The organism is Rhodococcus sp. AH-ZY2 (genome assembly GCF_030916465.1).
In the GTDB taxonomy this organism is placed as follows: domain Bacteria; phylum Actinomycetota; class Actinomycetes; order Mycobacteriales; family Mycobacteriaceae; genus Rhodococcus; species Rhodococcus ruber.
Genome location: NZ_CP126458.1, coordinates 4798070 through 4821437, shown reverse-complemented (window position 1 = coordinate 4821437; position 23368 = coordinate 4798070). Strand labels below are relative to the sequence as shown.

Below are 23368 nucleotides of genomic sequence, written 5' to 3'. Positions count from 1 at the left end.
CCCGAAGACTCCCCTTGCCGAACCTCCCGTGCCGCGGGCGGTCGAGCGCCCCTGCGCCGGTTCGGATTCCCTCCCCTCGAGAGGCGACCCCCATGTCCGATCACCTCACCGACTCCGCCCCCGAATCCCCCGTGGACCGCGATCGCGTGCCCGAATCCGGCCGGCTGTCCCGCTGGTCGCTGACGATGGCCTGGTGGGCCATGTTCAGCGCCATGTTCTGGCTCTACATCGCGGTCGCCTCGGCCGGCGCGGTCGGGGTACCGGCCACCCTCGCCGGGATGGCCGCCTCCATCGCCACCTTCGGCGTCGTCAATCTGCTGCTCTCCCGCTATGCGATCCACACCGGCCTGTCCGTCGAGCTGCTGTCCCGGCGCATGTTCGGCGCCGTCGGCTCGCTGCTCGCCCCGGCGCTGTTCGCGGCCACCGCGCTCTACTACGGGGTCTTCGAAGGCTCCATCGTCGCGGTGGCGCTGCAGGAGTACTTCGGCGGCGACATCCGGCTGTGGTACCTGCTGTGCACGGTGTACATGATCCCGGTGGTGATCGGGGGCGTGGCCGCATGGCTCGACAAGCTCAACGGGATCCTGCTGCCGTTCTACCTCGTCGGCATGGTCGCCGTCGTGGTGGCTGCGACCGTGCAGCAGGGTTACCCCACCGGGTGGCTCACCGCCACGGTGGCCTCGGGTCCGCTTCCGGGCTGGCTCACCGCCTACCTCGTCTACATGGGCGTCTGGGTGCTGATGATGTACACCTTCGACTACGCGCGGCTCGGTCGCCGCGCCGACGCCGGCTTCCACGGCACCGTCACCTTCGGCTGGGTGTTCTACGCGCTGACCTTCGGCGTCAACGGACTCGTCGGGCTCTACCTCCTCGGCGCCTGGGACATCGCCGGCACCGAGACCGGCGTGGTCGAGGCGGTCGTCGGCTCCCTCGGCTTCGCCGGGGTGCTGCTGATCATCGTGTCCCAGACCCGCATCAACTCGGCCAACTTCTACCTCGCCTCCACCAACCTGCAGGTGTTCGTCCACCGGGCACTGCGCCTCGACGTGCCCCGGCCGGTGTGGGTGGTGGTCACCGCGGTGCTCGCCTACCTGCTCATGCTCACCGACGTGCTGGGATACCTGCTGCAGGCCCTCGCCTGGCAGGGCGTGCTCATCACCGCGTGGGTGGCGATCGCGGTGGTCTACGTGCTGCGCGATCGGGGGCGCATCATGCCCCGTACCGCGTCCGGCGGGGCGCTGGCGTGGCTGATCTCCTCCGTCGCGGGCATCGTGCTCACCGTGCAGGAGGTCAGCACGACGTGGGCGCAGCTCGCCCCGGTGGTGACGGTGCTGCTGGCCGCGGGCAGCTACGTGCTGCTCACCCCGACGGATCGTGCGCCCTCGGAACCCGAGGCGGCGCAGGGACCCGAAACGCCGCAGGGACCCGAAACGCCGCAGGGACCCGAAACGTCGCAGAAGCCCGAAACGTCGCAGGCACCCGAGGCGGCGCCGGACGAGGCGCAACCGGTCTGAATCCGACGGACAATCGCCCCGACGGCGGGTGTGACTCACGATTGTGTACATCACGGACATGTCGTGGGTCACATCGCGGTCGTAGGGTTCTCCCATCCGAGCGACAGCGCCGCCGGGACGCCGGAACCGGCACCCCACGGCGCCGCACACCAGGTCTCGAAGGGAGTGCCGTGCACACCGATTCACCGGCCGAAAGGTCCGACACCCTGGGTCACGCGCTGAAGAGGCGTCATCTCACCATGCTGTCCATGGGCGGGGTGATCGGCGCGGGATTCTTCGTGGGCATCAGCGCGATCATCGGCCAGGCCGGCCCCGGCGCGATCCTCACCTGCCTGATCTGCGGACTCATCGTCTTCCTGGTCATGCGCATGCTCGGGGAGATGGCCGTCGCCAAGCCCTGCACCGGCTCGTTCACCGAGTACGCCCGCGACGCCATGGGCAACTGGGCGGGCTTCGCCACCGGCTGGCTGTTCTGGTACTTCTGGGTGGTCGTCGTCGGAATCGAGGCCGTGGTCGGGGCCACCCTGCTCGGCCGCTGGCTCCCCGGTGTTCCGTTGTGGCTGATGGCGGCCGGCCTGCTGTTGATCATGACCGTGGTGAACCTGTTGTCGGTCGGCAACTTCGGTGAGGCCGAGTACTGGTTCGCCGGAATCAAGGTCGCGGTGATCATCGCGTTCCTCGTCCTGGCCGGTCTCTACGTGCTGGGCGTCTGGCCGGGGGCCGACCTGTCGTTCGTAAACCTGACCGCCCACGGCGGCTTCCTGCCGAACGGCTTCACCCCTGTCCTGGTCGGAGTGGTCGCCGTCATCTTCTCGATGACGGGAGCCGAGCTGGTCACGATCGCCGCGGCGGAGTCGAAGGAGCCGGCCGCGGCGATCCGCCGCGCCACCAGTACCGTCGTGTTCCGGATCCTCGCGTTCTTCGTCGGCGCGACGTTCCTGCTCGTCACCATGCTGCCGTGGGACAGCTACGTCGTCGGCGAATCCCCGTTCGTGTCCGCCCTCGAGGTCCTGGGTATCCCCGGCGCGGCCGAGATCCTCAACTTCGTGGTGCTGGTCGCCGTGCTCTCGTGCCTGAACTCGGGGCTCTACACCGCGTCGCGCATGCTGTTCGTGCTCGGTGCCCACCGCGACGCCCCCGCCTGGATGACGGCCGTCAACTCCCGCGGTGTCCCGCTGAAGGGCGTGCTGTCGTGCACGTTCGTCGGATACGTGTGCATCGTCGCCGCCTACGTCTGGCCCGACACCATCTTCCTGTACCTGGTCACGTCGTCCGGTGCGATCTGCCTGTTCGTGTACATCATGATCTGCCTGTCCGAACTGGTGCTGCGCCGCCGCTGGGAACGCACGTCGCCCGAGATCCTGCAGTTCCGGGTGTGGCTCTACCCCGTCCTGCCCGTCGTCGTCACGGCCGTCATCGTCGCGATCCTCGTCGGCATGTGGTTCACCGGCGCCCGCGCCGAACTGGTGCAGTCGCTGATCGCGCTCGCCGTCATCGTCGCCGCGTACCACCTCAAGACCCGGTACCTGCGCCGGCGTGGTGGCGCACGGACCGCTGCGCCCGAGGAGGCGGCACTGGCCCGGGCGATGCACGTCGCGGCGGCGCCGCAGCCCGCCGCCTCGGGCGATCCGGCACCCTGACGATCCGTTCCGCGCCGCCGGCTGCCTTCCGCAGCCGGCGGCGCGGTGTTTGTGCTCGGAGGACAACACCCGGCCGGAACTCGAGCCCGCGAGGCCGTAGCCGGGACGTGATCCCCGTCACTACCGTCGTGGTCAGCCGAAAACGAGAGGACCGACGGTAGTGACGATCGAATACCTGGTGTGGCACCGCGAATCGGACCGGCCCTGCGTGCGGGACGACAACCGGCAGCTCACCTACGCCGAATTCGCCCGCAGAGTCGACGGTTTCGCGGCGCAGCTCCAGCAGCACGGCATCGCAGCGGGTGACGTCGTCGCGGTGATGCTGCCCAACCGGGCCGAACTGCTCGTCGCCCTCATGGCGGCGTGGCGGCTGCGCGCGACGGCCACCCCCGTCAATCCGGCGTTCACCGCGAGCGAGGCCGGGTACCAGATCGACGACGCCGGAGCCGCACTCGTCGTGAACGCCGGTCCCGGCGCCCCGTCGGGCGGCCGACCGGTGATCCACGTGGACGACATGGCCGTCGCCGCTCCCGCCGGATGGGCGGCCGGCGCCGACCCGGAACCCGACGACACCGCCCTGCTGATCTACACCTCCGGCTCCACGGGCCGCCCGAAGGGCGTGCAGCTCACCCACGCGAACCTGCAGTTCATGGCGGACTCCTTCCGCACGCACCTGCGGCTGACCGAGACCGACCACTGCCTGCTGATCCTGCCGCTGTTCCACGTCAACGCGATCGCGGTCAGCTTCCTCGCGCCCCTGCTGGCCGGTGCTCAGCTCAGCATCACCGGCCGGTTCTCCCCGGACCGCTTCTTCGGCGACGTGGCCCGGCTGCGACCGACGTACTTCTCGGCCGTGCCCACCATCTACGCCCTGCTGGTCTCCCAGCCGCAGGACACCCCGGTGGACACCTCGTCGCTGCGCTTCGCGATCTGCGGCGCGGCCCCGATCTCCAAGGAACTCCTCGACCGCGTCGAGCAGCGCTTCGGGCTCGTCGTCGTCGAGGGCTACGGGCTCACCGAGGGCACCTGCGCGTCGGCGTGCAACCCGGTCGACGGCCCCCGCAAGCTCGGCACGGTCGGCCCCGCGCTGCCCGGTCAGCAGATCGCCGTCGCCGGACCCGACGGCCGGCACCTGCCGCCCGGCGCCACCGGCGAGGTGCTCATCAAGGGCCCCAACGTGATGCGCGGCTATCTCGGCCGGCCCGAGGAGACCGCCCGCACCGTCGTCGACGGCTGGTTGCACACCGGCGACGTCGGCCGGCTCGACGAGGACGGCTACCTCACCCTCGTCGACCGCATCAAGGACATGATCATCCGCGGCGGGGAGAACCTGTACCCCAAGGAGATCGAGAACGCGCTCGCCACCCACCCCGCGGTCCTCGAGTCCGCCGTGATCGGCGCGCCGCACGAGGTGTACGGCGAGGTCCCCGTCGCGTACGTCGTGACCTGCCCCGGCCGGACCGTCACCGGGGCCGAACTGCTCACCCACGTCGCCGAGCGGCTGACGAGGGTCAAGGTGCCCGCCGAGGTACACGTCGTCGACTCCCTGCCGCGCAACCCCGTCGGGAAGATCGACAAGCCCGTTCTGCGGCGCAGCCACGGGGCTCCCGTGCACGCCTGACCGCTCCCCGAGACACCACACGCTCCGACTCGCCGGCCCCGGGCCGGTGGGGCGGCCGCCCCTACCCGAAAGGCGAATTCCCATGGGTTTCAAGACCGGCCACTTCCCGGAAGTGGATCCCGCCACCTTCCGTCAGCTCCCGTTCCGGGATCGGCTGCGGGCCATGTCGACCCACTGGGTCGACCACGGATTCGGCACCCCGAAGATGGTGCACACCGTCTACATCCTCAAGCTGCTGGTCCTCTACGTCGGCGCCGGCACCGCCCTCGCGACGCTGACCTCGGGCCTGCCCTGGCTCGACGTGGCGTCGTGGTGGAACCAGCCGATCGTCTACCAGAAGCTGATCCTGTGGACGGTGCTGGTGGAGGCGCTCGGCGTCGGCGGCTCGTGGGGCCCGCTCGCCGGGCACTTCAAGCCGATGACCGGCGGATTCCATTCCTGGCTGAAGCCGGACACGATCCGGCTCCCACCGTGGCCGGGCAAGGTGCCGGGCACGGCCGGTGACCGCCGCACCGCCGGCGACGTCGCGCTCTACGCCGTCCTGCTCGTCAATCTTCTTGCCGCCATCGTTCTTCCGGGTGTCCACACCGCCTCGGTCGACGCGGTGATCGCCGACAACGCCGGACTGGTCCGGCCCGCGGTGGTGGCACCGATCGTCGTGCTGCTCGTCCTGATCGGCCTGCGCGACAAGGTGATCTTCATTGCGGCGCGCAGCGAGCAGTACCTGCCCGCGCTGGTGTTCTTCACCTTCCTGCCGTTCGTCGACATGATCGTCGCCCTCAAGCTGCTCATCGTCACCGTCTGGGTCGGCGCCGGCGTCTCGAAGTTCGGTCACCACTTCTCGATGGTGATCCCGCCGATGATCAGCAACACGCCGTGGATGCTGTCCAGGACGATCAAGCGCGCGCACTACCGCAGCTTCCCGAACGATCTGCGCCCGTCCGTGCTGGCCGGCGGCGTCGGGCACGTCCTGGGCACCCTCGTCGAGATCGCCACGCCGCTCGTGCTGCTGTTCTCCACGAACCGCACCCTCACGCTGCTCGCCGTGCTGCTGATGGTGGCGTTCCACTTCTTCATCGCGTCGACCTTCCCGCTCGCGGTGCCGCTGGAATGGAATCTGCTGTTCGCCTACGCCACGGTCTTCCTGTTCTGGGGCTTCCCCGCGTGGGACGGTTACGCCGTGACCGACATGTCGTCGCTGTGGCTGGCCGGGGGGATCACCGCCGGGTTGTGCTTCTTCCCGGTGCTGGGCAATCTGCGTCCCGACCTGGTGTCGTTCCTGCCGTCGATGCGGCAGTACGCCGGCAACTGGGCGTCCGCCACCTGGGCGTTCGCGCCGGGCGCGGAGGAGAAGCTGAATCGGCACATCGTCCGCGGTGCGCAGAACACCCGCACCCAGCTGCTCGCCACCTACCCCGAGGACGTCGCGGACGTGGTGATGCACCAGCTGCTCGGCTGGCGGTCCCTGCACAGCCAGGGCCGGGCACTGTTCTCCCTCATGATGCGGCACCTCGGGGACGACATCGACACCTACGACCTGCGCGAGGCCGAGTTCTCCTGCAACTCGATCGTCGCCTTCAACTTCGGGGACGGTCACCTGCACAACGAGCACCTCATCGCCGCCATCCAGCGCCGCTGCAACTTCGCCCCCGGCGAGTTCGTCGTCGCGTGGATCGAATCGCAGCCCATCCACCGGGGCACCCAGGAGTACAAGGTGATCGACGCGGCCCTCGGCGTGATCGAACGCGGCACCTACAGGGTGGCCGACGCCGTCGCCGAGCAGCCCTGGTTGCCCAACGGACCCATCCCGTTCGACGTGCAGTGGACAATGGACCGCACAGACGCCGAACAGCTGGAGGTGCAGGCGTGAGTACGGCGGTCGTGGTCGGCAGCGGGCCCAACGGGCTCGCCGCCGCCGTCCACCTCGCCCGTCGCGGCGTGGACGTCCAGGTCCTCGAGGCAGCCGAGGAGATCGGCGGCGGAACCCGCTCCGGCGAGCTCACCGTCCCCGGCCTGGTCCACGACCACTGCTCGGCCTTCCATCCGATGGGTGCCGGCTCCCCCTACCTGCAGACCCTCGGCCTCGAACGGTACGGCCTGCGGTGGCGGTGGCCGGAGATCGACTGCGCCCACCCCCTCGACGGGGGTGAGGCCGCCCTGCTGCACCGCTCCCTCGACGTCACCGCGGCCGGTCTCGGCGCGGACGGGCCGCGGTGGCGGCGGATGTTCGCCGACCTCGCATCCGGGTTCGACGCGCTCGCCGCGGACCTGATGCGGCCGGTGCTGAACGTCCCCCGCCACCCGCTGCGGCTGGCGGGGTTCGGGCCGCGGGCCCTGCTGCCCGCGACGGCCGCGGCCCGCTGGTTCCGCACGCCGAAGGGACGGGCCCTGTTCGGCGGCATCGCCGCCCACGCCTACCACCGGCTGGACCGCCCGGCGACGTCCGCCGTGGGGCTGATGATCACCGCCGCGGGCCACCGCTACGGGTGGCCGGTGGCCGAGGGCGGCTCCGCGGCCATCGCGCGCGCACTGACCGCCCAGCTCGCCGAGCACGGTGGCAAGGTGCACACCGGCGTCCGGGTCCGTCGCGCGGCGGACCTGCCGCCGGCGGACGTCGTCCTCCTCGACGTCGCCCCCGGCGCCGCCCTCGACATCCTCGGTGACGCGGTGCCGTCGCGGATCGCCAAGTCCTACCGCAAGTTCCGTCACGCTCCCGGCGCCTTCAAGGTCGACTTCGCGATCGACGGCCCGATCCCCTGGACCGATCCGGACTGCGGGCGGGCCGGGACCGTCCACCTCGGCGGCGAGTTCGCCGAGATCGCCCGGGCCGAACGCGACGTCGCGACGGGCCGCATGCCGGCGAAGCCGTTCGTGCTGCTCGGTCAGCAGTACGTCGCCGACCCGACCCGCTCGGCGGGCGGCCTGAACCCGGTGTACGCCTACGCCCACGTCCCGGCCGGCTACACCGGTGACGCGACGGACGCGATCGTCGCGCAGATCGAGCGGTTCGCCCCGGGGTTCCGGGACCGCGTCGTCGCGACCTCGACGACGGCACCGGCCGACCTCGCGCGGCAGAACCCCAACCAGATCGGCGGGGACATCGTCGGCGGTGCCAACGCCGACCTGCAGGTGGTCTTCCGGCCACGAATTGCACTGGACCCCTACAGCACCGGGGTTCCGGGTGTCTACCTGTGCTCGGCTTCCACCCCGCCCGGGGCGGGCGCGCACGGAATGTGCGGTTACAACGCCGCCGAGTCGGCGCTGCGGCACCTGCGGAGCACGGGCCGTGGCTGAGCCGGTGGTCTCGGGGCGGTCGACGGGTGCACCGTCGGCCGTCGACGACGTCCGGCGCGTCGTCGCCGAGGTCGCGCGCCGCTTCGACGCCCGCCAACGGGAGATCAGCCGTTCCATGACCGCGATGATGGCGCGCGAGATCGCCCACCTCGACGAGGATCCGCAACTCGTCGAACTCCTCGAGGCGAGCGTGCACGGCAACATCGCGACGATCATCCACGTGCTCACCAACGAGATCCCTGCCGACCACCTCCAACCCACGACGGCGGCAGTGGAATACGCGCTCCGTCTCGCGCAGCGCGACGTGCCGTCGCACTCCCTCGTCCGAGCGTACCACATGGGGCAGAACGACCTCATGCGGCTGTGCTTCGACGAGGTGCGGTCGATGAACCTGCCGCCGCAGGTGACCCTCGACGTCGTCGAGTACATCTCCGCGGTGGTCTACCGGTACATCGACTGGATCACCCTGTACGTGTTCGACGCGTACGAGAAGGAACGTCGCCGGTGGTCGGCCGTGCGCGGCAACGTGCACTCCGCCCTGATCCACGGCCTCGTCGACGGATCCGAGACCGACGCCGCGGCGTTCGAGGCGGAGACCCGGTACCGGCTCGACCGCTGTCACGTCGGGGTGATCGCCTGGACCACAGTCGAATCCGCGGACGGTGCCATCAATCCGCTGGACCGGCTGGTGCGTGCGGTGGCGGTGCATCTCGGGTCGGACGCCCCGCCGATCCTCACCGCCATCGACCGGCGCACGGTGTGGGCGTGGCTTCCGTTCGATCGGCGCCGGCCGGTGATCGACACGGCGGCGCTCGACGCCGTCGTGCGCTCCCATCCGGCCGGCCGTCTCGCGGTGGGCCTGCCCGGTTCCGGCCTGGCCGGCTTCCGGCGCTCGCACGAGCAGGCCGAGGCCGCGTATTCGATTGCGGTGGCGCAGACCACGTGCACCCGGCGGGTCGTCGGCTTCGGGGATCGGGGCGTCGCGGTGGTGTCGCTGCTCGCCCGCAACCTCGACGCCGCGCGGGCATGGGTGGGCGAGATCCTCGGTCCGCTCGCCGACGACACCGAACAGGCCGCGATGCTGCGGGTCACCCTCGGCACCTACTTCGCCACCGGTGAGAGCCACCTGCACACCGCCGAACGGCTGAACCTGCACCGCAACACCGTCAAGTACCGGATCAACAAGGCGCTCGGCGACCCGACCGGGGCACCCGCGGTGCACGACAAGCTGGACATCGCGCTGGCGCTGCAGGCGTGCGAGTTCCTCGGGGCGGCGGTGCTGCGCTGACGCGCACCGGCCCGGCGGTGCTGGATGACGTGCACCGGCCCGGCGGTGCTGGTTGACGTGCACCGGCCCGGCGGTGCTGGGAGGATGCGGCGTATGAGCATCTCCGGGGTGAAGGCACTGGTCTTCGACGTGTTCGGCACGGTGGTGGACTGGCGCACCAGCATCGCGCGGGAGGCGGCGCCCCTGCTGGCCCGCTACGACGAGTCGATCGACCCGGTCGTCTTCGCCGACGCCTGGCGGGCTCGCTACCAGCCGGCGATGCAGGCGGTGCGAGCGGGCACCCGGCCGTTCGTGCGGCTGGACGTGCTGCACCGAGAGAACCTGGACGCGGCGCTGCGTACGGTCGGCATCGATCCGGCCGCCGTGCCGGGGACCGATCTCGATCGGCTCAATCTCGCCTGGCACCGGCTCGATCCCTGGCCCGACGCCGTCGAGGGACTGACCCGGCTGAAGCAGCGTTTCGTCGTCGCCCCGTTGTCGAACGGCAACATCGGCATGATGGTGGACATCGCCAAACGGGCGGGCCTGCCCTGGGACGCCGTCCTCGGTGCCGAGGTCGCGCGAGCCTACAAGCCCATGCCCGAGGCGTATCTGCGCACGGCCGACATCCTGGGCCTGGAGCCGGGCGAGGTGTGCATGTGCGCCGCCCACAACGAGGACCTGGCGGCCGCGCGGTCCTGCGGCCTGAGGACCGCGTTCTTCGCGCGACCCACCGAGCACGGCCCGGCCCAGACCACGGACCTGCGCGCGGAACAGGACTGGGACGTGATCGCCGACGACCTGATCGACCTCGCCCGCCGCCTGGGCGCCTGACGGCACCCGTGCGCGCTTCTGGTAGCGGCTGCTACCAGAAGCGCGCACGGGGTCAGGCGCCGATCAGGCCGTCGGACTTCCAGGCCGCGACGACGGCCGGGCGCGGCTGCGAGGTGCCGCCGTCGGGCCAGTGCGACGACGGGGCGTCCCACGTGGCGTCGTCGGTCTCGCCCGGGTGCTGCACACACACGACGACGCGGTTCTCCTGCACGATCGGTCCGCACGTCTCCGCACCGACGGGCACGGTGAGGAACTGCTTGGTCTCCCCGCGGCGCGGGCCGTCGAGCGCGACGCTGAACAGTCCGTCGTTGGACTTCAGGGCGTTGCCGTCGGTGGAGATCCACAGGTTGCCGTGCGGATCGAAGGCGAGATTGTCCGGGCACGAGATCGGGCTGACCTGCGCCTTGTCGAAACCACCGAAGTACGTGTCGGCGGCCTCCGGATCGCCGCAGACCAGCAGCAGGCTCCACGTGAACGACGTGCCGGCGTGGTCGTCGTCGATCTCGAGCACCTGCCCGTTCTTGTTGTTGTTGCGGGGGTTCGCGACGTCGGCGGCGGCCTTGCCGTCCTCGCCGCGCTTGGTGTTGTTGGTCAACGCGACGTAGACCTTGCCGGTGACGGGGTTCGGCTCGAAGTCCTCCGGCCGGTCCATCTTGGTGGCCCCGACCTTGTCCCCGGCCAGACGGGTGAACACCGCGACCTCCTCGGCGGTCATGCCGTCGACCAGGGACTCGCCGCGGCCGTCCTCGGCGGTGCGCAGCAGGGGAATCCACTCTCCCGTGCCGGCGAATGTGCCGGAAGCGGGAAGCACGCCGCTGCCGTCGATCTCGTCCGGCGAATCACCGGTCAGCTTGGCCACATACAGGGTGCCGGCGTCGAGCAGCGTCATGTTGTGCCGCATCGCCGCCTGCGACGTGCCGGGCTGCATCTTGCGGGAGGAGACGAACTTGTACATGTAGTCGAAGCGTTCGTCGTCGCCGCTGTAGGAGACGACGGTGCCGTCGCCCGTGACGTGGATCGTCGCGGCCTCGTGCTTGAACCGTCCGAGGGCGGTGTGCTTGACCGGCACGGACGTCGCGTCCCACGGGTTCACCTCGACGACCCACCCGAACCGGTTGACCTCGTTGGGGGTGGCGACGATGTCGAAACGCGGGTCGAAGCGCTCCCACAGGCGTTCCGACGCGCCGCCCTCGAGGCCGTAGCGTGCCAGTCGCTCGGCGGCGACGGGGTCGGTGACGTTCTCGGCGTTGGCGAAGTACTGGTTGAAGTTCTCCTCGCCGGAGAGCACCGTGCCCCACGGGGTGAGACCGCCGGCGCAGTTGTTCAGGGTGCCGAGCACGCGGGTGCCGGTCGGGTCGGCGGCGGTCTTGACCAGGTCGCTGCCCGCGGCGGGACCGGTGAGAACGAACTCGGTCAGACCGGTGATACGCCGGTTGTGCGGGCCGAATTCGGGTGTGAGACGACCGGATCCGGCCTCACCCTTGACCTGCACGACGGACAGCCCGTGATTGGCCCATCCGATGCGCACCTGCTCCTCGGTGGGGTTGTCGGGATCGTAGCCGGCGAACATGAAGGGCTCGGACGTGTACTCGTGGTTGACCACCAGCAGGTAGGTGTTCGGCACGCCGTCGACGGGCAGCAGCCCCGCGAAGTCGTTGTTGTAGCCGAACTGCTTCTCCTGCGCGGCCGCGGTCTGGTTGCCGATGTCGAAGGCGGGCGCATCCGGCAGCACCGGGTCACCCCACCGGATGACGACGGACTGGTCGTAGCCCTCGGGAACGGTCACGACGTCGTCGGTGTTCGGGACGACGGCGGTGAAGTCGGTGCCGGTGGGCGCGGGGCCGAGGTCCGCCGGGCCCGACGTCGTGGCGCCGCCGGTGCTGCCCGCGTCGTCGGCACACGCGGCGAGCACACCGCCCGCACCGACCGCGAGCACCGCCATCGCGCCGCCGCGCAGCACGCCGCGCCGGCTCATGGCGGTGCGCACGACGTCACCGAAGTACTCGCCCCCGGAGGTGTTGGGCACGGCGTGGGAACACGCGTTGCCGCACTTGTAGCGGCAGGTGACGGCGGCGCGTGACGATTTGCCGTCGTGCGTGACGATCAGCGGCAGGGGCTTCGGACTCACAGGTACTCCCTCGTCGAATCGGTTCAACGCGGGCACCGTAGGAGACCGAAACCAGGCGAAGGGAAAGACGAGGTGAACGTCCGGTGTGCCCTTTGGGCTGCCCCAGCCGCCCAAAGGACACACCGGCCGCGGAGCGGCCTACAGGACCTGCGACAGGAACTGTTGCAGGCGCTCGGTTTTCGGGGCGTCGAACAGTTCCTCGGGTGGGCCGGTCTCGACTACCGCGCCGTGGTCCATGAACACCACGGTGTCCGACACCGAGCGGGCGAAGCCCATCTCGTGGGTGACGACCACCATCGTCATGCCGCCCGAGGCGAGGTCGGCCATGAGGGCGAGCACCCCCTTGACGAGTTCCGGATCGAGCGCCGAGGTGGCCTCGTCGAAGAACATCACCTGCGGGGCCATCGCGAGGGCGCGGGCGATCGCGACGCGCTGCTGCTGCCCGCCGGACAGGTTGCCGGGACGGGAGTCGGCCTTGTGTTTCAGCCCGACCAGGTCGAGCTGTTCGAGGGCGAGCGCGCGGGCCCGCTCCTTCGACAGCCCCTTGAGCTTGTGGGGGCCGAGCGCGATGTTCTCGGCCACCGTCTTGTGCGGGAAGAGGTTGAAGTGCTGGAACACCATCCCGATCCGCTGCCGCAGCTCGTCGGGGTTGTCCTTCAGCACCGAGCGGTCGTCGAGGAGGATGTCGCCGGCGTCGGGTTCGTGCAGCCGGTTGAGCACGCGCAGCAGGGTCGACTTGCCCGAACCGGACGGGCCGACCACGGTGACGGTCTTCCCGGCGTCGACGTGGATGTCGACCCCGCGCAGCACCCGGTTGGTTCCGAAGGCCAGGTGCAGCCCGGTCCCGGTGAGGGACACACTCTCGGGGACGGTGGTCGGCATCGGTCAGCCCCTCTCCACGACGAGTTCCTGTTCGAGCGGGTCGAGGGTGGCCTCGGGCCGGCCGGTGCGCAGGCGGTGGTCGATGTAGTTCACGAGGTGCGTCAACGGCACCGTGAGGATCAGGTAGAACAGGCCCGCCGCGACGAGCGGGGAGAGATTGCCGGTCTGGGCGTTCAGGTCGCGGCCGACGGCGAACAGTTCCCGCTGGGTGGCCAGCAGGCCGAGGAAGTAGATGAGCGACGAGTCCTTGATGAGCGAAATGAACTGGTTCATCAGCGCGGGCAGCACGCGTCGCACCCCCTGGGGGATCACCACCAGCGTCAGCGCCCGGCGGTAACTGAAGCCCAGGGCGCGGGCAGCCTCCATCTGCCCCGGTTCGACCGACTGGATGCCCGACCGGAAGATCTCCCCGATGTAGGCGGCCGCGAGCAGCGCCAGGGCGGCGGCGCCGAGCCAGTACGGGTTGTTGCCCGTCAGGCCCTGCACCACCGGTCCGGCACCGAGGCCGACGAGGAGGATGATCACGACGGCGGGCAGCCCCCGGAAGATGTCGGTGTAGACGCGGGCGGGCCAGCGCAGCCAGCGGGTGCGGGAGATCCCGGCCATGGCGAGCAACATCCCGAGGATCGTCCCGGCGACGCCCGACGTGACGGCGAGGATCAGGGTGTTGGGCAACCCGGTCTTCAACAGATCGGGGAAGGCGTGCCGGTACAGCTCCCAGGAGAAGAACGTCTCGCGCAGCTGCTCGAGCGTGGACTTCGGTGCCGTCGCTCCCGGTTCCTCGCCGGCGTTCTCGGCGGCCAGCGCCGCGAAGTCCGGTAGGTCCGGTTCCGGCGCGGCCCTGCTGCCGGGCTTCCAGCCCTCGGGCAGTTCCCGGGGCACCCATCGGGTGTACAGCTCGGCCCAGGTGCCGTCGGCGATCACCGCGTCGAGCCCGGAGTTCAGGGCGTCGATCAGCGGCTGGTTCTCCCTCGCGACGGCCCAGCCGACGAAGTTGTTGAGGCTGAAGGTGTTCTGCACGATCGACGTGGGATCGCCGGGGGCGATGGCGCCCTCGGCCTGCTGCGACGGCGCCACCCACGCGTCGATCTGGCCGGTCTTCAGGTTCGCGTAGGCGGTGTTGTAGTCCGGGAACTTCACCGGATCGAGGCCGAGGGTGTTGACGACGTAGTCGTCCTGCACGGTGCCCTGCACGACCCCGATGCGCGTGGCGGCGTTCAGGTCGCCGAACCCGCGGATCGGGCTGCCGTTCTGCACGACCAGCGAGAAGTACCCGAAGTCGTAGCCGTTGGTGAAGCCGACCAACTGGCGCCGTTCGTCGGTGGTGGTGATCGACGACGAGCCGACGTCGAAGCGCCGGCCGGCCACCTGGGCGAGCAGGCCTGCGAACTCGGTGCCCACGAACTGCACACGCAGCCCGAGCTTCTCCGCGACAGCCTTCAGCAGTTCGTTGTCGTAGCCCGTGAACTCGCCGCTCGAGTTCACGCAGATGCTCGGTGGCGCGTCGGAGAGCGTGCCGACGGTGAGCACGCCGGGGGTGATGAGGTTCAGCCGCGCGACGTCGATCGAGTCCAGGGGCACCACGTCCGGCGTCGTGTACCGGTCCTCCGCGGCGGCGGCCGACGTGTCCAGGTTCGCCGGTGCCGCGGACGCCGAGCCGACTCCGGGCGGGGAACACAGGTCTTGCGGAGCAGACGATCGATCACCGCCCGACGAGCAGGCCGTCATGGTCAGCGCCAGGAGCACCGCCAGGAGCAGCGCTGCCACGGTGCTCCGTTTCGCGATCACGGATTCGGGCATGGTGGGAGCCTAATCCGAATCGAGGCGCCGGGCGGGTCAGCCGCCGGACGGCTCGATCGAGACCGTGGAGGCCCGCAGCCGCTCCCCGCAGTGACTGCACGCCAGGACGGGGGTGAAGGTATGGTCGCATTCGCGGTGACACAGGACGATCGCCGGTCCCTCCGGTGCGCGGAACCAGCGCAGCCCCCAGTCGATCATGCAGGCGACGACGGGGAAGAACGCGCGCCCCTTGTCGGTCAGGTGGTAGGTCACCCACGCAGGGCGGGCGGGATTGGGCAGTTCCTGGAGCACGCCGAGTTCGGTGAAGCGCCGGAGCCGGCCGGCGACCACCGTCGGCGGCGCACCCATGCGCTCGGCGAACTGGCCGTAGCGGGTGGCGCCGAGGAACGCCGCCCCGAGCAGTGCCGCCGACCACCGGTCGCCGAGCAGTTCCATCGTGTGCGGCAGGATCTCCGGCGAGCGGGCGCGGCCGGACCGGCGGCGCCCGGTCGCCGCGGGCACGCTCCGCGACCACTGCCCGCTGGGGCCGAGCTGCGCCTCGACGTCGGGCGTGCCGACTGGACGGTCGCAGTGGCCGCAGACGAGGACCGGGGTGAACCGGGCGGCGCAGACCGTGTGCCGCCGGGCCGGGAGCTGCCCCCTGTGGTCCGGCGCCCACTGCTGTTCCCACGCCCACATGGTGAGCAGGACCGGCCACACGCCGTGGCCGCGCGCCGTCAACCGGTACTCGTGCCGAGCCGGCCGCGTCTGGTACTGCACCCGCTCGAGGAGTTCCGAGTCGGTGAGGCGGGTCAGCCGCGCGGTCAGCACGGCGTTGGAGATCTCCCCCCGCTCGATCCAGTCCCGGTAGCGGCGGTCGCCCTGCAACGCGTACCGCAGGATCCACAGGTTCCATTCGTCGCCGAGGATGCCGAGGGTGACCGCGATCGCGTTGTCACCGCCCGGCTCGAGTTCGGTGACCGTGCCGGAACCTGCCATCGACACATGATCATAGGTTCAGGACGTCGCCGGCCCGGTCCGCGTCCCGCCATCCCGGGAGGCCCGACCCCGCCGCCCACGTCGAGTGGGTGCCGCTCGAGACCCGTTCGGGCAGTCGGATCCGCGCGAGCGGTCCGTCCGCGGGTCGCTGTGCGTCGAAGACCAGGCATTCGGACCGGTCCCGGTTCATGTCGGTGGTGATCGTGATCAGGTAGCCGTCGTCCTCGCCCGCGGACCCGGTGCGGGGCGCCATCACCGTCTCGCTGCCGAAGACGCCCTCGCCGAACGAGTAGTGCTCCTCTGCGCCGGTCTGCACGTCGTGTTTGACGAGCCCGTCGAAGAGGAACCAGCCCGGTACCCCCGTCGCGGCGTAGGTGTAGCGGTGACGGACGCCGCCGTGGTGCGGATTGATCATTCCGAATTCGGTGACGGACTCGGACAGCCGCTCCTCGGTGAGCGAACCGGTGCGCAGGTTCAACCGCCAGCGATGCAGGTGGGTGCCCATGCGGTCGAGCGCCAGCGAACGGAACAGCCGCCGGTAGAGCGTTCCGGTGCCGTCGTCCGGCGGTTCCGGCGTCTCCTGATGGAATCCCTCGAGCACGATCTCGTCGCCGTCCTCGTAGGCGTTGGTCCAGTGCAGCACGTAGGTCGGGTCGGCGTCGAACCAGACGATCTGGTCCGGGCGGCCGCGCCGGGGTAGGACGCCGAGCCGCATCGGCAGGTCGGGGTGGTAGCGCGGCACGTACTTGCCGTGCGCGAGGGCCTCCGGGATCCAGAACAGGGGACAGTCGTTGAGGATCGCGTAGTTCTCGGTGAATGCCATGTCGTGAGGCAGGCGCGGGCCGGGCAGGGGGATGTCGACGTAGTGCGCCAGCCGGTCCTCGGCGTCGACCACGCCGTAGTGCAGGTACGGGGCGTCGGTGCCGTAGTTGAAGAACAGCAACTCGCCGGTGCGGGCGTCGGCCTTCGGATGGGCGGAAACGCCCCAGTCGGAGGGGAATCGGCCGTCCCACGTCGCCTTGCCCAAGGTCTCGAGGGTGGTCGGGTCGAGGCGGTAGAGGTCCCCGCACTGCCAGAAACTGGTCAGGGCGACGCCGCGATGCACGGTGACGTCCGTGCTGGAGGCGTCCTTCATGTGGCCGCGGGCGCCCCAGCCGTCCCGGCGGATCGAGTTCTGGGGCCGTTCGGCGATGCCCGCCCACAGCGGGCCGCCGGCCTCCTGCTCGGCCAGGAAACCGTCGGTCCTCACGAATCTGTTTCGGTAGAAGGCCTTTCCGTCCCGGAAGCCGACGACGTGCACCATGCCGTCACCGTCGAACGGATGGTAGAGACCTTCGAGTGCGGGGTGCGCCGGGTTCTCGGTGTTACGCAGGTACACGCCGTCCAGGTCGGCCGGCAGGTCGCCGACCACCTCGAGGTCGTCGGCGCGACGCTCGGTGTGCTGCGGACGCCACGGACCGGTGCGGTACGGGTGGTCGTCGTCCGCGGGCAGGGTGGACAGCGCCCGTCCCAGGATCTCGAGTTCCATGGAAGTCCTTTCAGCCGACGACGAAAGCGACCGTGGTGGTGGTACTTCCGCCGATATTCAGGGTCGCGGCTCGGGCGGCGCCGGGCACCTGGTAGTCGCCGGCGCGCCCGGTGATCTGGCGGTGGCAGTCGAGCAGCATCCGGACTCCGGTGGCGCCGACCGGATGCCCGCCGCCGAGAAGCCCGCCGCTGGGGTTCACGGGGATGCGGCCACCGATCTCGAGGTCGCCGTTCTCGATCGCCTGCCAGCTCCGGCCGGGGGCGGTGATCCCGAAGTGGTCGACGGCCAGGTATTCGCCGACCGTGAAGCAGTCGTGGGTTTCGATCAGGTCGAGGTCGCGGACGCCGCCGATGCCGCTCCGCTCGAACGCGTCGACGATCGTGGCGCGCACGTGCGGCATGACGAGGGGATCGTCGTCGTCGCGGGTAAGTTTGCCGGACAAGGACAGTCCGACCGTGCGGTGGCCCCAGCCGAGGATGCGGGTCATGTCGTCGACGGTGCGGGGGTGCCGGCTCAGATAGCGGTTGCTCAGCAGCACCACGCCTGCGGCCCCGTCCGTCAACGGACTGCAGTCGGTCCTGCGGAGGCGTCCTTCGACCACCGGATTGGCGGTGTCGTCCGGGCCGAAGCTCCCAGGTCCGTAGGTCCGGTTGCGGGTCTGCGCATTCGGATTGGCGCGCGCGTTGCGGATGTTCAGTTCCGCGATCGCCCGCAGGTGCTCGTCGTCGAGGCCGTAGCGGCGGTCGTACTCGTCGGCGATCCTGTCGAACATATACGGCCACATGTACTTCGCCTCGGCACCTTCCTGTCCGACCCAGGCCGCGGCGTCCATGACCCGGGTGCCGGCGTCGCCGGGGACGCACCGTTCGAGTTCGACGCCGAGCACGAGGGCACAGTCGTAGCGCCCGGCCTCGAGATCGGCCGTCGCGGCGAGCACGGCGAGTGAGCCGGATGCGCAGGCCCCCTCGTGCCGGGTAGCCGGGATCCCCCACAGTTCGGGCAGCACGGAGGCCGGCATGCCGCCGAGGTGTCCCTGACCGGTGTAGAGCTGTCCGAAGGCGTTGCCGACGTGGATCACCCCGACGTCGGCGGCGTCGATGTGGGCGTCGTGCAGCGTTTCCGTCACCGTCTCGGCGACGAGGTCCGCAAGGTTCCGATTTTCCCTGGTCAGGTTCCGCGCGAAGTCGGATTGGTATCCACCGGCGATCCACACGCCCGCAGGGTTCACGCCGCTCACCGCCTGGGTTCGACCGTCCGTGGTTTCAACTACAGTAAACAGAGTGACTGGTTCGGCGCAACGGTGGGCTCGCGGGTAGCCGGGAACCCTGCACTCCGGTTGCCGCGTCCCCGGCGGCCCGAGCCCGCTGTCAGGCCAGGCCGGAGAGCGGCGGCGCGGAGTTCTCGTCCCGCCACCCGATCGCCTCGACGAGGTCCGTCAGGTCGTAGTCGGGTCCGCTCACTCCCACGGTGAACAGGGTGACGCCGGCCTCGACCAGCGGGGCCGCGTTCCCGGTACCGCGCCACGGCACGGACCGTTCGATCTGGTTCGGCGAACGGCCGACGTCGGCGCAGCGCGCGGCGAGGATCCCGGCCTTCTCCCTGTGGGTGTCGAGGTCGCCGAAGCTGTGCCAGATGTCGGCGTACTGCGCCACCAGGGGGATGGTCTTGCGGGGTCCGCCGCCGCCGATGAGCAGCGGGATGTGCCGGGTCGGCTGGGGGTTGAGCTTCGCGAGCCGCGCGGTGATCCGGGGCAGGTATTCGCCGAGCAGTTTCAGCCGGGAACCCTTGGTGCCGAAGTCGTAGCCGTACTCGTCGTAGTCCTTCTCGAACCAGCCGGCGCCGATGCCGAGGATGAGCCGGCCGCCGCTGATGTGGTCGACGGTGCGGGCCATGTCGGCGAGCAGATCGGGATTGCGGTAGCCGCCGCCGGTGACGAGCGCCCCGATCTCGACGCGCTCGGTCTGTTCCGCCCAGGCCCCGAGCATCGTCCAGCATTCGAAGTGGGCGCCGTCCGGGTCCCCGGAGAGGGGATAGAAGTGGTCCCAGTTGAAGACGATGTCGGCGCCCGCGTCCTCGGCGCGGAGCACGGTGTCGCGGATCTTCCCGTAGTCGGGCTGGTGCTGGGGCTGGAGTTGGAGACCGATGCGTATGGGACGGTGCATGGGTCAACGGTAGGGCCGTCGCGCGGGTCTCGCAGCCGATCCGCGGCCGCGTTCCGGTGGTGCGGCCGACGGCTCGGGCGCACAGTGAAGGAATGCGCCTCACCGAACCTGCCGCACCACCGACCGGGCTGCGCCGCCGATTCCTGCGTGCTCCGATCCACCTCTACCGGATCGGGCTGGGGCGAGTGCTGGGTCGCAGATTCCTGCTGCTGCACCATGTCGGCCGGCGCAGCGGCGTGCCCCGGCAGACGGTGCTCGAGGTGGTGAACCACGAGGACACGTCCGGCGGATTCGTCGTGGCCGTCGGCTTCGGGAAGCAGACCGACTGGTACCGCAACCTGCGGGCGCACCCCGCGGCGCGGATCGAGTCGGGGCGCGAGAAGCTGGCGGTCACCGCCGAGTTCCTGCCGCCCGACGACGCCGCGGAGTTCATGGCGCGGTACGGGCGCCGGCACCCGAAGGTCGCGCCGCGGTTGTGCGCGGCGATGGGGTTCGAGGTCGACGGCAGCGAGGCCGACTATCGGGCGGCGGGCCGGCAGCTGCGGTTCGTGCGGTTGCGCCGTACCTGAGACCGCTCAGCGGTCCGCGCCGGTGAGGCTCGCGAACCGCTGTGCCAGGCCCTGCAGGAACGACTCGAGCGCCAGCTCGAATCCGTCGCGGTCGATCTCGTCCGCATGTTCGCGCAGCCGGTGTGCCTGGGACAGATGCGGATAGCGTTCCCGGTAGATGGTGAGATCGTCCAGGAAGCCCCCGGAGAACGAGGCGATGGCCGAGCCGACGACGAGGTACTTGATCGACGCGCCGATCAGGGTTGCGGTGCGCGGGGGCCAGCCGCAACGGGTGAGACCGCCGTGCACGGCATTGGCGTGGTCGAGGGCGAGCTCTCGCCGGCCGGGGCTGCGTGCGAGGAAGGGGACGAGGTTCGGGTGCTCGGCGAGGGCGGCGCGGTAGGACCTCGCCCAGCGCCGCAGCGCGTCGAGCCAGTCGTCGGTGTCGAACCCGCCGACGTCGACGGACTCCCCGATCCGGTCGGCGATGTCGTCGAGCAGTTCGTCCTTGTTCGCGTAGTGGCTGTAGAGCGATGGGGCGCGGACGCTGAGCTCCGCGGCGATCTTGCGCATGGACAGTTCGTCGAGGCCGTGCTCGTCGACGAGGCGCAGCGCGGTCTCGCGGATGAGCGGGCGGCTGAGAAGCGGGGTGCGGGGCCGGGCCATCGATGCTCCCTCCTCGTCGAATCCGGGACCTGGACAACCTAACACTGTCAGGTTACAGTCGGGGAGTAGGCAGCACCAGAGCGAACCACCCCCTCGTCCCGGCGAATCAGGTAGCGCGGCGCGGGGATCGGTCGTCGCCGGTGTTGCGCTCGCACAGGCACAACCGTGACGGAAGGCCCCCATGAACCTGAAGCTCACCGACGAAGAGCTCGCGTTCCGCGACGAACTGCGCACGTTCTTCACCACCGAGTTCCCCGCCGAGATCCGCGAGAAAGTCGCGGCCGGCCGGCACCTGGAACGCGACGAGGTCGTCCGGAGCCAGCAGATCCTCAACGCCAAGGGATTGGCGGTGCCGAACTGGCCGGTCGAGTGGGGTGGCAAGGACTGGACCCCCGTCCAGCGCCACATCTGGCTCGACGAGATGCAGCTCGCCTCCGTGCCCGATCCGCTGCCGTTCAACGCATCCATGATCGGACCCGTGATCGCGCACTTCGGGTCGCAGGAGCTCAGGGAGCGCTTCCTGCCCGCCACCGCGAACCTCGACATCTGGTGGTGTCAGGGATTCTCGGAGCCCGAGGCCGGCTCCGACCTCGCTTCCCTCAAGACCCGCGCCGTGCGCGACGGCGACGACTACATCGTCAACGGCCAGAAGACGTGGACCACCCTCGCCCAGCACGCCGACTGGATCTTCTGCCTGGTGCGCACCGACCCGGATGCGCCGAAGAAGCAGGCCGGCATCTCGATGCTGCTCATCGACATGAACACCCCCGGCCTGACCGTCCGTCCGATCAAGCTCGTCGACGGCAGCTACGAGGTCAACGAGGTCTTCTTCGAGAACGTGCGCGTCCCCGCCGAGAACCTGGTCGGCGAGGAGAACGCGGGCTGGAGCTACGCGAAGTTCCTGCTCGGCAACGAACGCACCGGTATCGCCCGCGTCGGGGCCACCAAGGTCCGGCTCGCCCGCGCCAAGCAGCTCGCCGCACGGACCCGTGCCGGATCCGGCACCTTGCTCGACGATCCGCTGTTCGCCGCGCGCCTCGCCGAGATCGAGAACGAGCTCCTCACACTCGAACTCACCCAGCTGCGGGTGGTCGCCGGTTCCGCCGACGGCAAGCCCAATCCGGCGTCGTCGCTGCTCAAGCTGCGCGGCTCGGAGCTGCAGCAGGCGGTCACCGAACTGCTCACCGACATCGCCGGACCCGACTCGCTGCCGGTCGGCGCGGAGGGTATCGACTCGCCGGAGTGGGCGCAGCGCACCGCCCCGACCTACCTGAACTACCGCAAGGTGTCCATCTACGGCGGATCGAGCGAGGTGCAGCGCTCGATCATTGCCTCCTCGATCCTCGGATTGTGAGCCACTGTCATGAACTTCGAACTCGATACCGAACAGGACCTGCTCCGCAAGACGGTCCGGGACGTGCTCTCGGGCACCTACGACACCGAGACCCGTAACAAGGTCGCCGATACCGACCGCGGCTGGAGCACCGACGTGTGGCGCCAGCTCGCCGAGCTCGGCGTGCTCGGCCTGCCGTTCGCCGAGGAGCACGGCGGAATGGGTGCAGGACCGGTGGAGATCATGGCCGTGATGGGCGAGATCGGCCGGGCGCTGGCCCCCGAACCGCTCCTGAACGCGGTGTTCCTGCCGGGCGGCCTCGTCGCCGAGGTCGGCACCGACGCGCAGCGCACGGACCTCCTGCCGCGCCTCTCGGAGGGCGCGCTGTTGCTCGCGTTCGCCCACGACGAGCCGGGCAGCCGCTGGCCGGCAGTCGAGGTCGCCACGAGCGCCGCCCACAGCGGCGGCGGCTGGACCCTGACCGGCCGCAAGAACCCTGTGCTGCACGGGGACTGCGCCGAGACGTTCGTGGTCTCGGCGCGGCTGCCGGAGGGTGGGGTCGGGCTGTTCCTCGTCGACGCCGACGCGGCCGGCGTCACCCGCACCCCGTACCGCACCCACGACGAGCGCCGCGCCGCGCAGCTCGTCCTCGACTCGGCGGCCGCCGTGCCGCTCGGTGAGGCCGCGGACGTCACCTCGGCGATCACCGCCGCCCAGGTGCGGGCGCAGGCCGCGCTGTGCGCGGAGGCCGTCGGTGCGCTGTCCGAGACGCTCCGCCTGACCACCGATTACCTGAAGCAGCGCAAGCAGTTCGGCGCCCCCCTCGCCCGTTTCCAGGCGCTGACCCATCGCGCGGCCGACATGTACGTCCTGCTCGAACTGGCGTCGAGCATGAGCCTGTACGCCACCATGGCCCTCGCCGACGGCATCGTCGACCCGACGATCGCGTCGCGGGCGAAGCTGCAGGTGGGCCGGTCGGCCCGGAAGCTCGGGCAGGAGGCGATCCAGATGCACGGCGGTATCGGGATCACCGCCGAATACCCGGTGGGCCACTACGTGAGCCGGCTGACCGCGATCGAGCACACGCTCGGCACCATGGAGGACCACGTGCGGGTGCTTGCCGGATCCGTCGCGGACTACGACCGCATCGAGGTCGCCGGCATGTGACGACAC

18 protein-coding genes are annotated in these 23368 nt (G+C 70.2%); 10 read left to right on the top strand and 8 right to left on the bottom strand.

The features are described 5' to 3' along the window. Positions 1-92 precede the first annotated feature (92 nt). From QNA09_RS23190 to QNA09_RS23160, 7 genes are all read left to right on the top strand, one after another. The gene (locus QNA09_RS23190; protein ID WP_119700223.1) at positions 93-1514 is read left to right on the top strand and encodes a permease; all 1422 of its coding nucleotides are present in this window, start codon (positions 93-95) and stop codon (positions 1512-1514) included. A gap of 170 nt (positions 1515-1684) precedes the next feature. Next, the gene (locus QNA09_RS23185) at positions 1685-3154 is read left to right on the top strand and encodes an amino acid permease (protein ID WP_119700222.1); all 1470 of its coding nucleotides are present in this window, start codon (positions 1685-1687) and stop codon (positions 3152-3154) included. A 160-nt stretch (positions 3155-3314) separates the two neighbouring features. Next, entirely contained in the window at positions 3315-4775 is a 1461-nt protein-coding gene (locus QNA09_RS23180; protein WP_119700221.1) for a class I adenylate-forming enzyme family protein, read from the top strand. An 82-nt stretch (positions 4776-4857) separates the two neighbouring features. Continuing rightward, complete coding sequence (locus QNA09_RS23175) at positions 4858-6645, top strand: DUF3556 domain-containing protein (protein ID WP_010596301.1); 1788 nt, start codon at positions 4858-4860, stop codon at positions 6643-6645. After that, positions 6642-8069 carry an NAD(P)/FAD-dependent oxidoreductase gene (locus QNA09_RS23170; protein ID WP_119700220.1) on the top strand — a complete coding sequence of 476 codons (1428 nt, stop codon included), beginning with the start codon at positions 6642-6644 and terminating at the stop codon, positions 8067-8069. The genes QNA09_RS23175 and QNA09_RS23170 overlap by 4 nt, the downstream gene beginning before the upstream one ends. Beyond that, positions 8062-9357 (top strand): CdaR family transcriptional regulator, encoded by a 1296-nt coding sequence (locus QNA09_RS23165; protein WP_048771234.1) that lies wholly within the window; start codon positions 8062-8064, stop codon positions 9355-9357. Before QNA09_RS23170 ends, QNA09_RS23165 begins: the two co-directional genes overlap by 8 nt. A gap of 93 nt (positions 9358-9450) precedes the next feature. Continuing rightward, entirely contained in the window at positions 9451-10170 is a 720-nt protein-coding gene (locus QNA09_RS23160; protein ID WP_059174492.1) for a haloacid dehalogenase type II, read from the top strand. A 52-nt stretch (positions 10171-10222) separates the two neighbouring features. Here QNA09_RS23160 and QNA09_RS23155 read toward each other — a convergent pair whose 3' ends face one another. The 7 genes from QNA09_RS23155 to QNA09_RS23125 all read right to left on the bottom strand — a co-directional run bounded on the left by QNA09_RS23155 (position 10223) and on the right by QNA09_RS23125 (position 19648). Next, positions 10223-12298: a PhoX family phosphatase gene (locus QNA09_RS23155; RefSeq protein WP_119700219.1), complete on the bottom strand. Its 2076-nt coding sequence runs from the start codon at positions 12296-12298 to the stop codon at positions 10223-10225. Positions 12299-12436: 138 nt separating this feature from the next. After that, positions 12437-13180: an amino acid ABC transporter ATP-binding protein gene (locus tag QNA09_RS23150; protein WP_010596296.1), complete on the bottom strand. Its 744-nt coding sequence runs from the start codon at positions 13178-13180 to the stop codon at positions 12437-12439. Positions 13181-13183: 3 nt separating this feature from the next. Then, entirely contained in the window at positions 13184-14980 is a 1797-nt protein-coding gene (locus QNA09_RS23145; protein ID WP_119700218.1) for an ABC transporter substrate-binding protein/permease, read from the bottom strand. Positions 14981-15016: 36 nt separating this feature from the next. Beyond that, positions 15017-15958, bottom strand: coding sequence for a helix-turn-helix domain-containing protein (locus tag QNA09_RS23140; RefSeq protein WP_208643854.1), 942 nt, complete (start codon positions 15956-15958; stop codon positions 15017-15019). Positions 15959-15968: 10 nt separating this feature from the next. After that, positions 15969-17486, bottom strand: coding sequence for a carotenoid oxygenase family protein (locus QNA09_RS23135; RefSeq protein WP_119700216.1), 1518 nt, complete (start codon positions 17484-17486; stop codon positions 15969-15971). 10 nt (positions 17487-17496) lie between these two features. Continuing rightward, positions 17497-18723 carry an acetyl-CoA acetyltransferase gene (locus QNA09_RS23130; protein ID WP_082170342.1) on the bottom strand — a complete coding sequence of 409 codons (1227 nt, stop codon included), beginning with the start codon at positions 18721-18723 and terminating at the stop codon, positions 17497-17499. 130 nt (positions 18724-18853) lie between these two features. Continuing rightward, positions 18854-19648 (bottom strand): LLM class F420-dependent oxidoreductase, encoded by a 795-nt coding sequence (locus tag QNA09_RS23125; RefSeq protein WP_017681625.1) that lies wholly within the window; start codon positions 19646-19648, stop codon positions 18854-18856. 92 nt (positions 19649-19740) lie between these two features. Here QNA09_RS23125 and QNA09_RS23120 point away from each other — a divergent pair, with 92 nt between their 5' ends. Next, on the top strand, positions 19741-20217 hold the full coding sequence (locus tag QNA09_RS23120; protein ID WP_010596288.1) for a nitroreductase family deazaflavin-dependent oxidoreductase: 477 nt from the start codon (positions 19741-19743) through the stop codon (positions 20215-20217). 6 nt (positions 20218-20223) lie between these two features. Here the strand turns inward: QNA09_RS23120 and QNA09_RS23115 are convergent, their stop codons facing one another. Further along, entirely contained in the window at positions 20224-20862 is a 639-nt protein-coding gene (locus QNA09_RS23115; RefSeq protein WP_119700215.1) for a TetR/AcrR family transcriptional regulator, read from the bottom strand. 181 nt (positions 20863-21043) lie between these two features. Between QNA09_RS23115 and QNA09_RS23110 the strand changes: the two genes are divergently transcribed. Beyond that, a complete protein-coding gene (locus QNA09_RS23110) occupies positions 21044-22216 on the top strand; it encodes an acyl-CoA dehydrogenase family protein (protein ID WP_119700214.1) in 1173 nt (390 codons plus the stop codon). Between the two features lie 9 nt (positions 22217-22225). Beyond that, complete coding sequence (locus QNA09_RS23105; RefSeq protein ID WP_017681628.1) at positions 22226-23362, top strand: acyl-CoA dehydrogenase family protein; 1137 nt, start codon at positions 22226-22228, stop codon at positions 23360-23362. Positions 23363-23368: the final 6 nt, after the last annotated feature.

Coding starts and splice junctions, on each gene's coding strand:
- QNA09_RS23190 (WP_119700223.1), top strand. CDS start 93: ATGTCCGATCACCTCACCGACTCCGCCCCCGAATCCCCCGTGGACCGC.
- QNA09_RS23135 (WP_119700216.1), bottom strand. CDS start 17,486: ATGGAACTCGAGATCCTGGGACGGGCGCTGTCCACCCTGCCCGCGGAC.
- QNA09_RS23115 (WP_119700215.1), bottom strand. CDS start 20,862: ATGGCCCGGCCCCGCACCCCGCTTCTCAGCCGCCCGCTCATCCGCGAG.
- QNA09_RS23125 (WP_017681625.1), bottom strand. CDS start 19,648: ATGCACCGTCCCATACGCATCGGTCTCCAACTCCAGCCCCAGCACCAG.
- QNA09_RS23175 (WP_010596301.1), top strand. CDS start 4,858: ATGGGTTTCAAGACCGGCCACTTCCCGGAAGTGGATCCCGCCACCTTC.
- QNA09_RS23105 (WP_017681628.1), top strand. CDS start 22,226: ATGAACTTCGAACTCGATACCGAACAGGACCTGCTCCGCAAGACGGTC.
- QNA09_RS23150 (WP_010596296.1), bottom strand. CDS start 13,180: ATGCCGACCACCGTCCCCGAGAGTGTGTCCCTCACCGGGACCGGGCTG.
- QNA09_RS23160 (WP_059174492.1), top strand. CDS start 9,451: ATGAGCATCTCCGGGGTGAAGGCACTGGTCTTCGACGTGTTCGGCACG.
- QNA09_RS23145 (WP_119700218.1), bottom strand. CDS start 14,980: ATGCCCGAATCCGTGATCGCGAAACGGAGCACCGTGGCAGCGCTGCTC.
- QNA09_RS23140 (WP_208643854.1), bottom strand. CDS start 15,958: ATGGCAGGTTCCGGCACGGTCACCGAACTCGAGCCGGGCGGTGACAAC.
- QNA09_RS23120 (WP_010596288.1), top strand. CDS start 19,741: ATGCGCCTCACCGAACCTGCCGCACCACCGACCGGGCTGCGCCGCCGA.
- QNA09_RS23110 (WP_119700214.1), top strand. CDS start 21,044: ATGAACCTGAAGCTCACCGACGAAGAGCTCGCGTTCCGCGACGAACTG.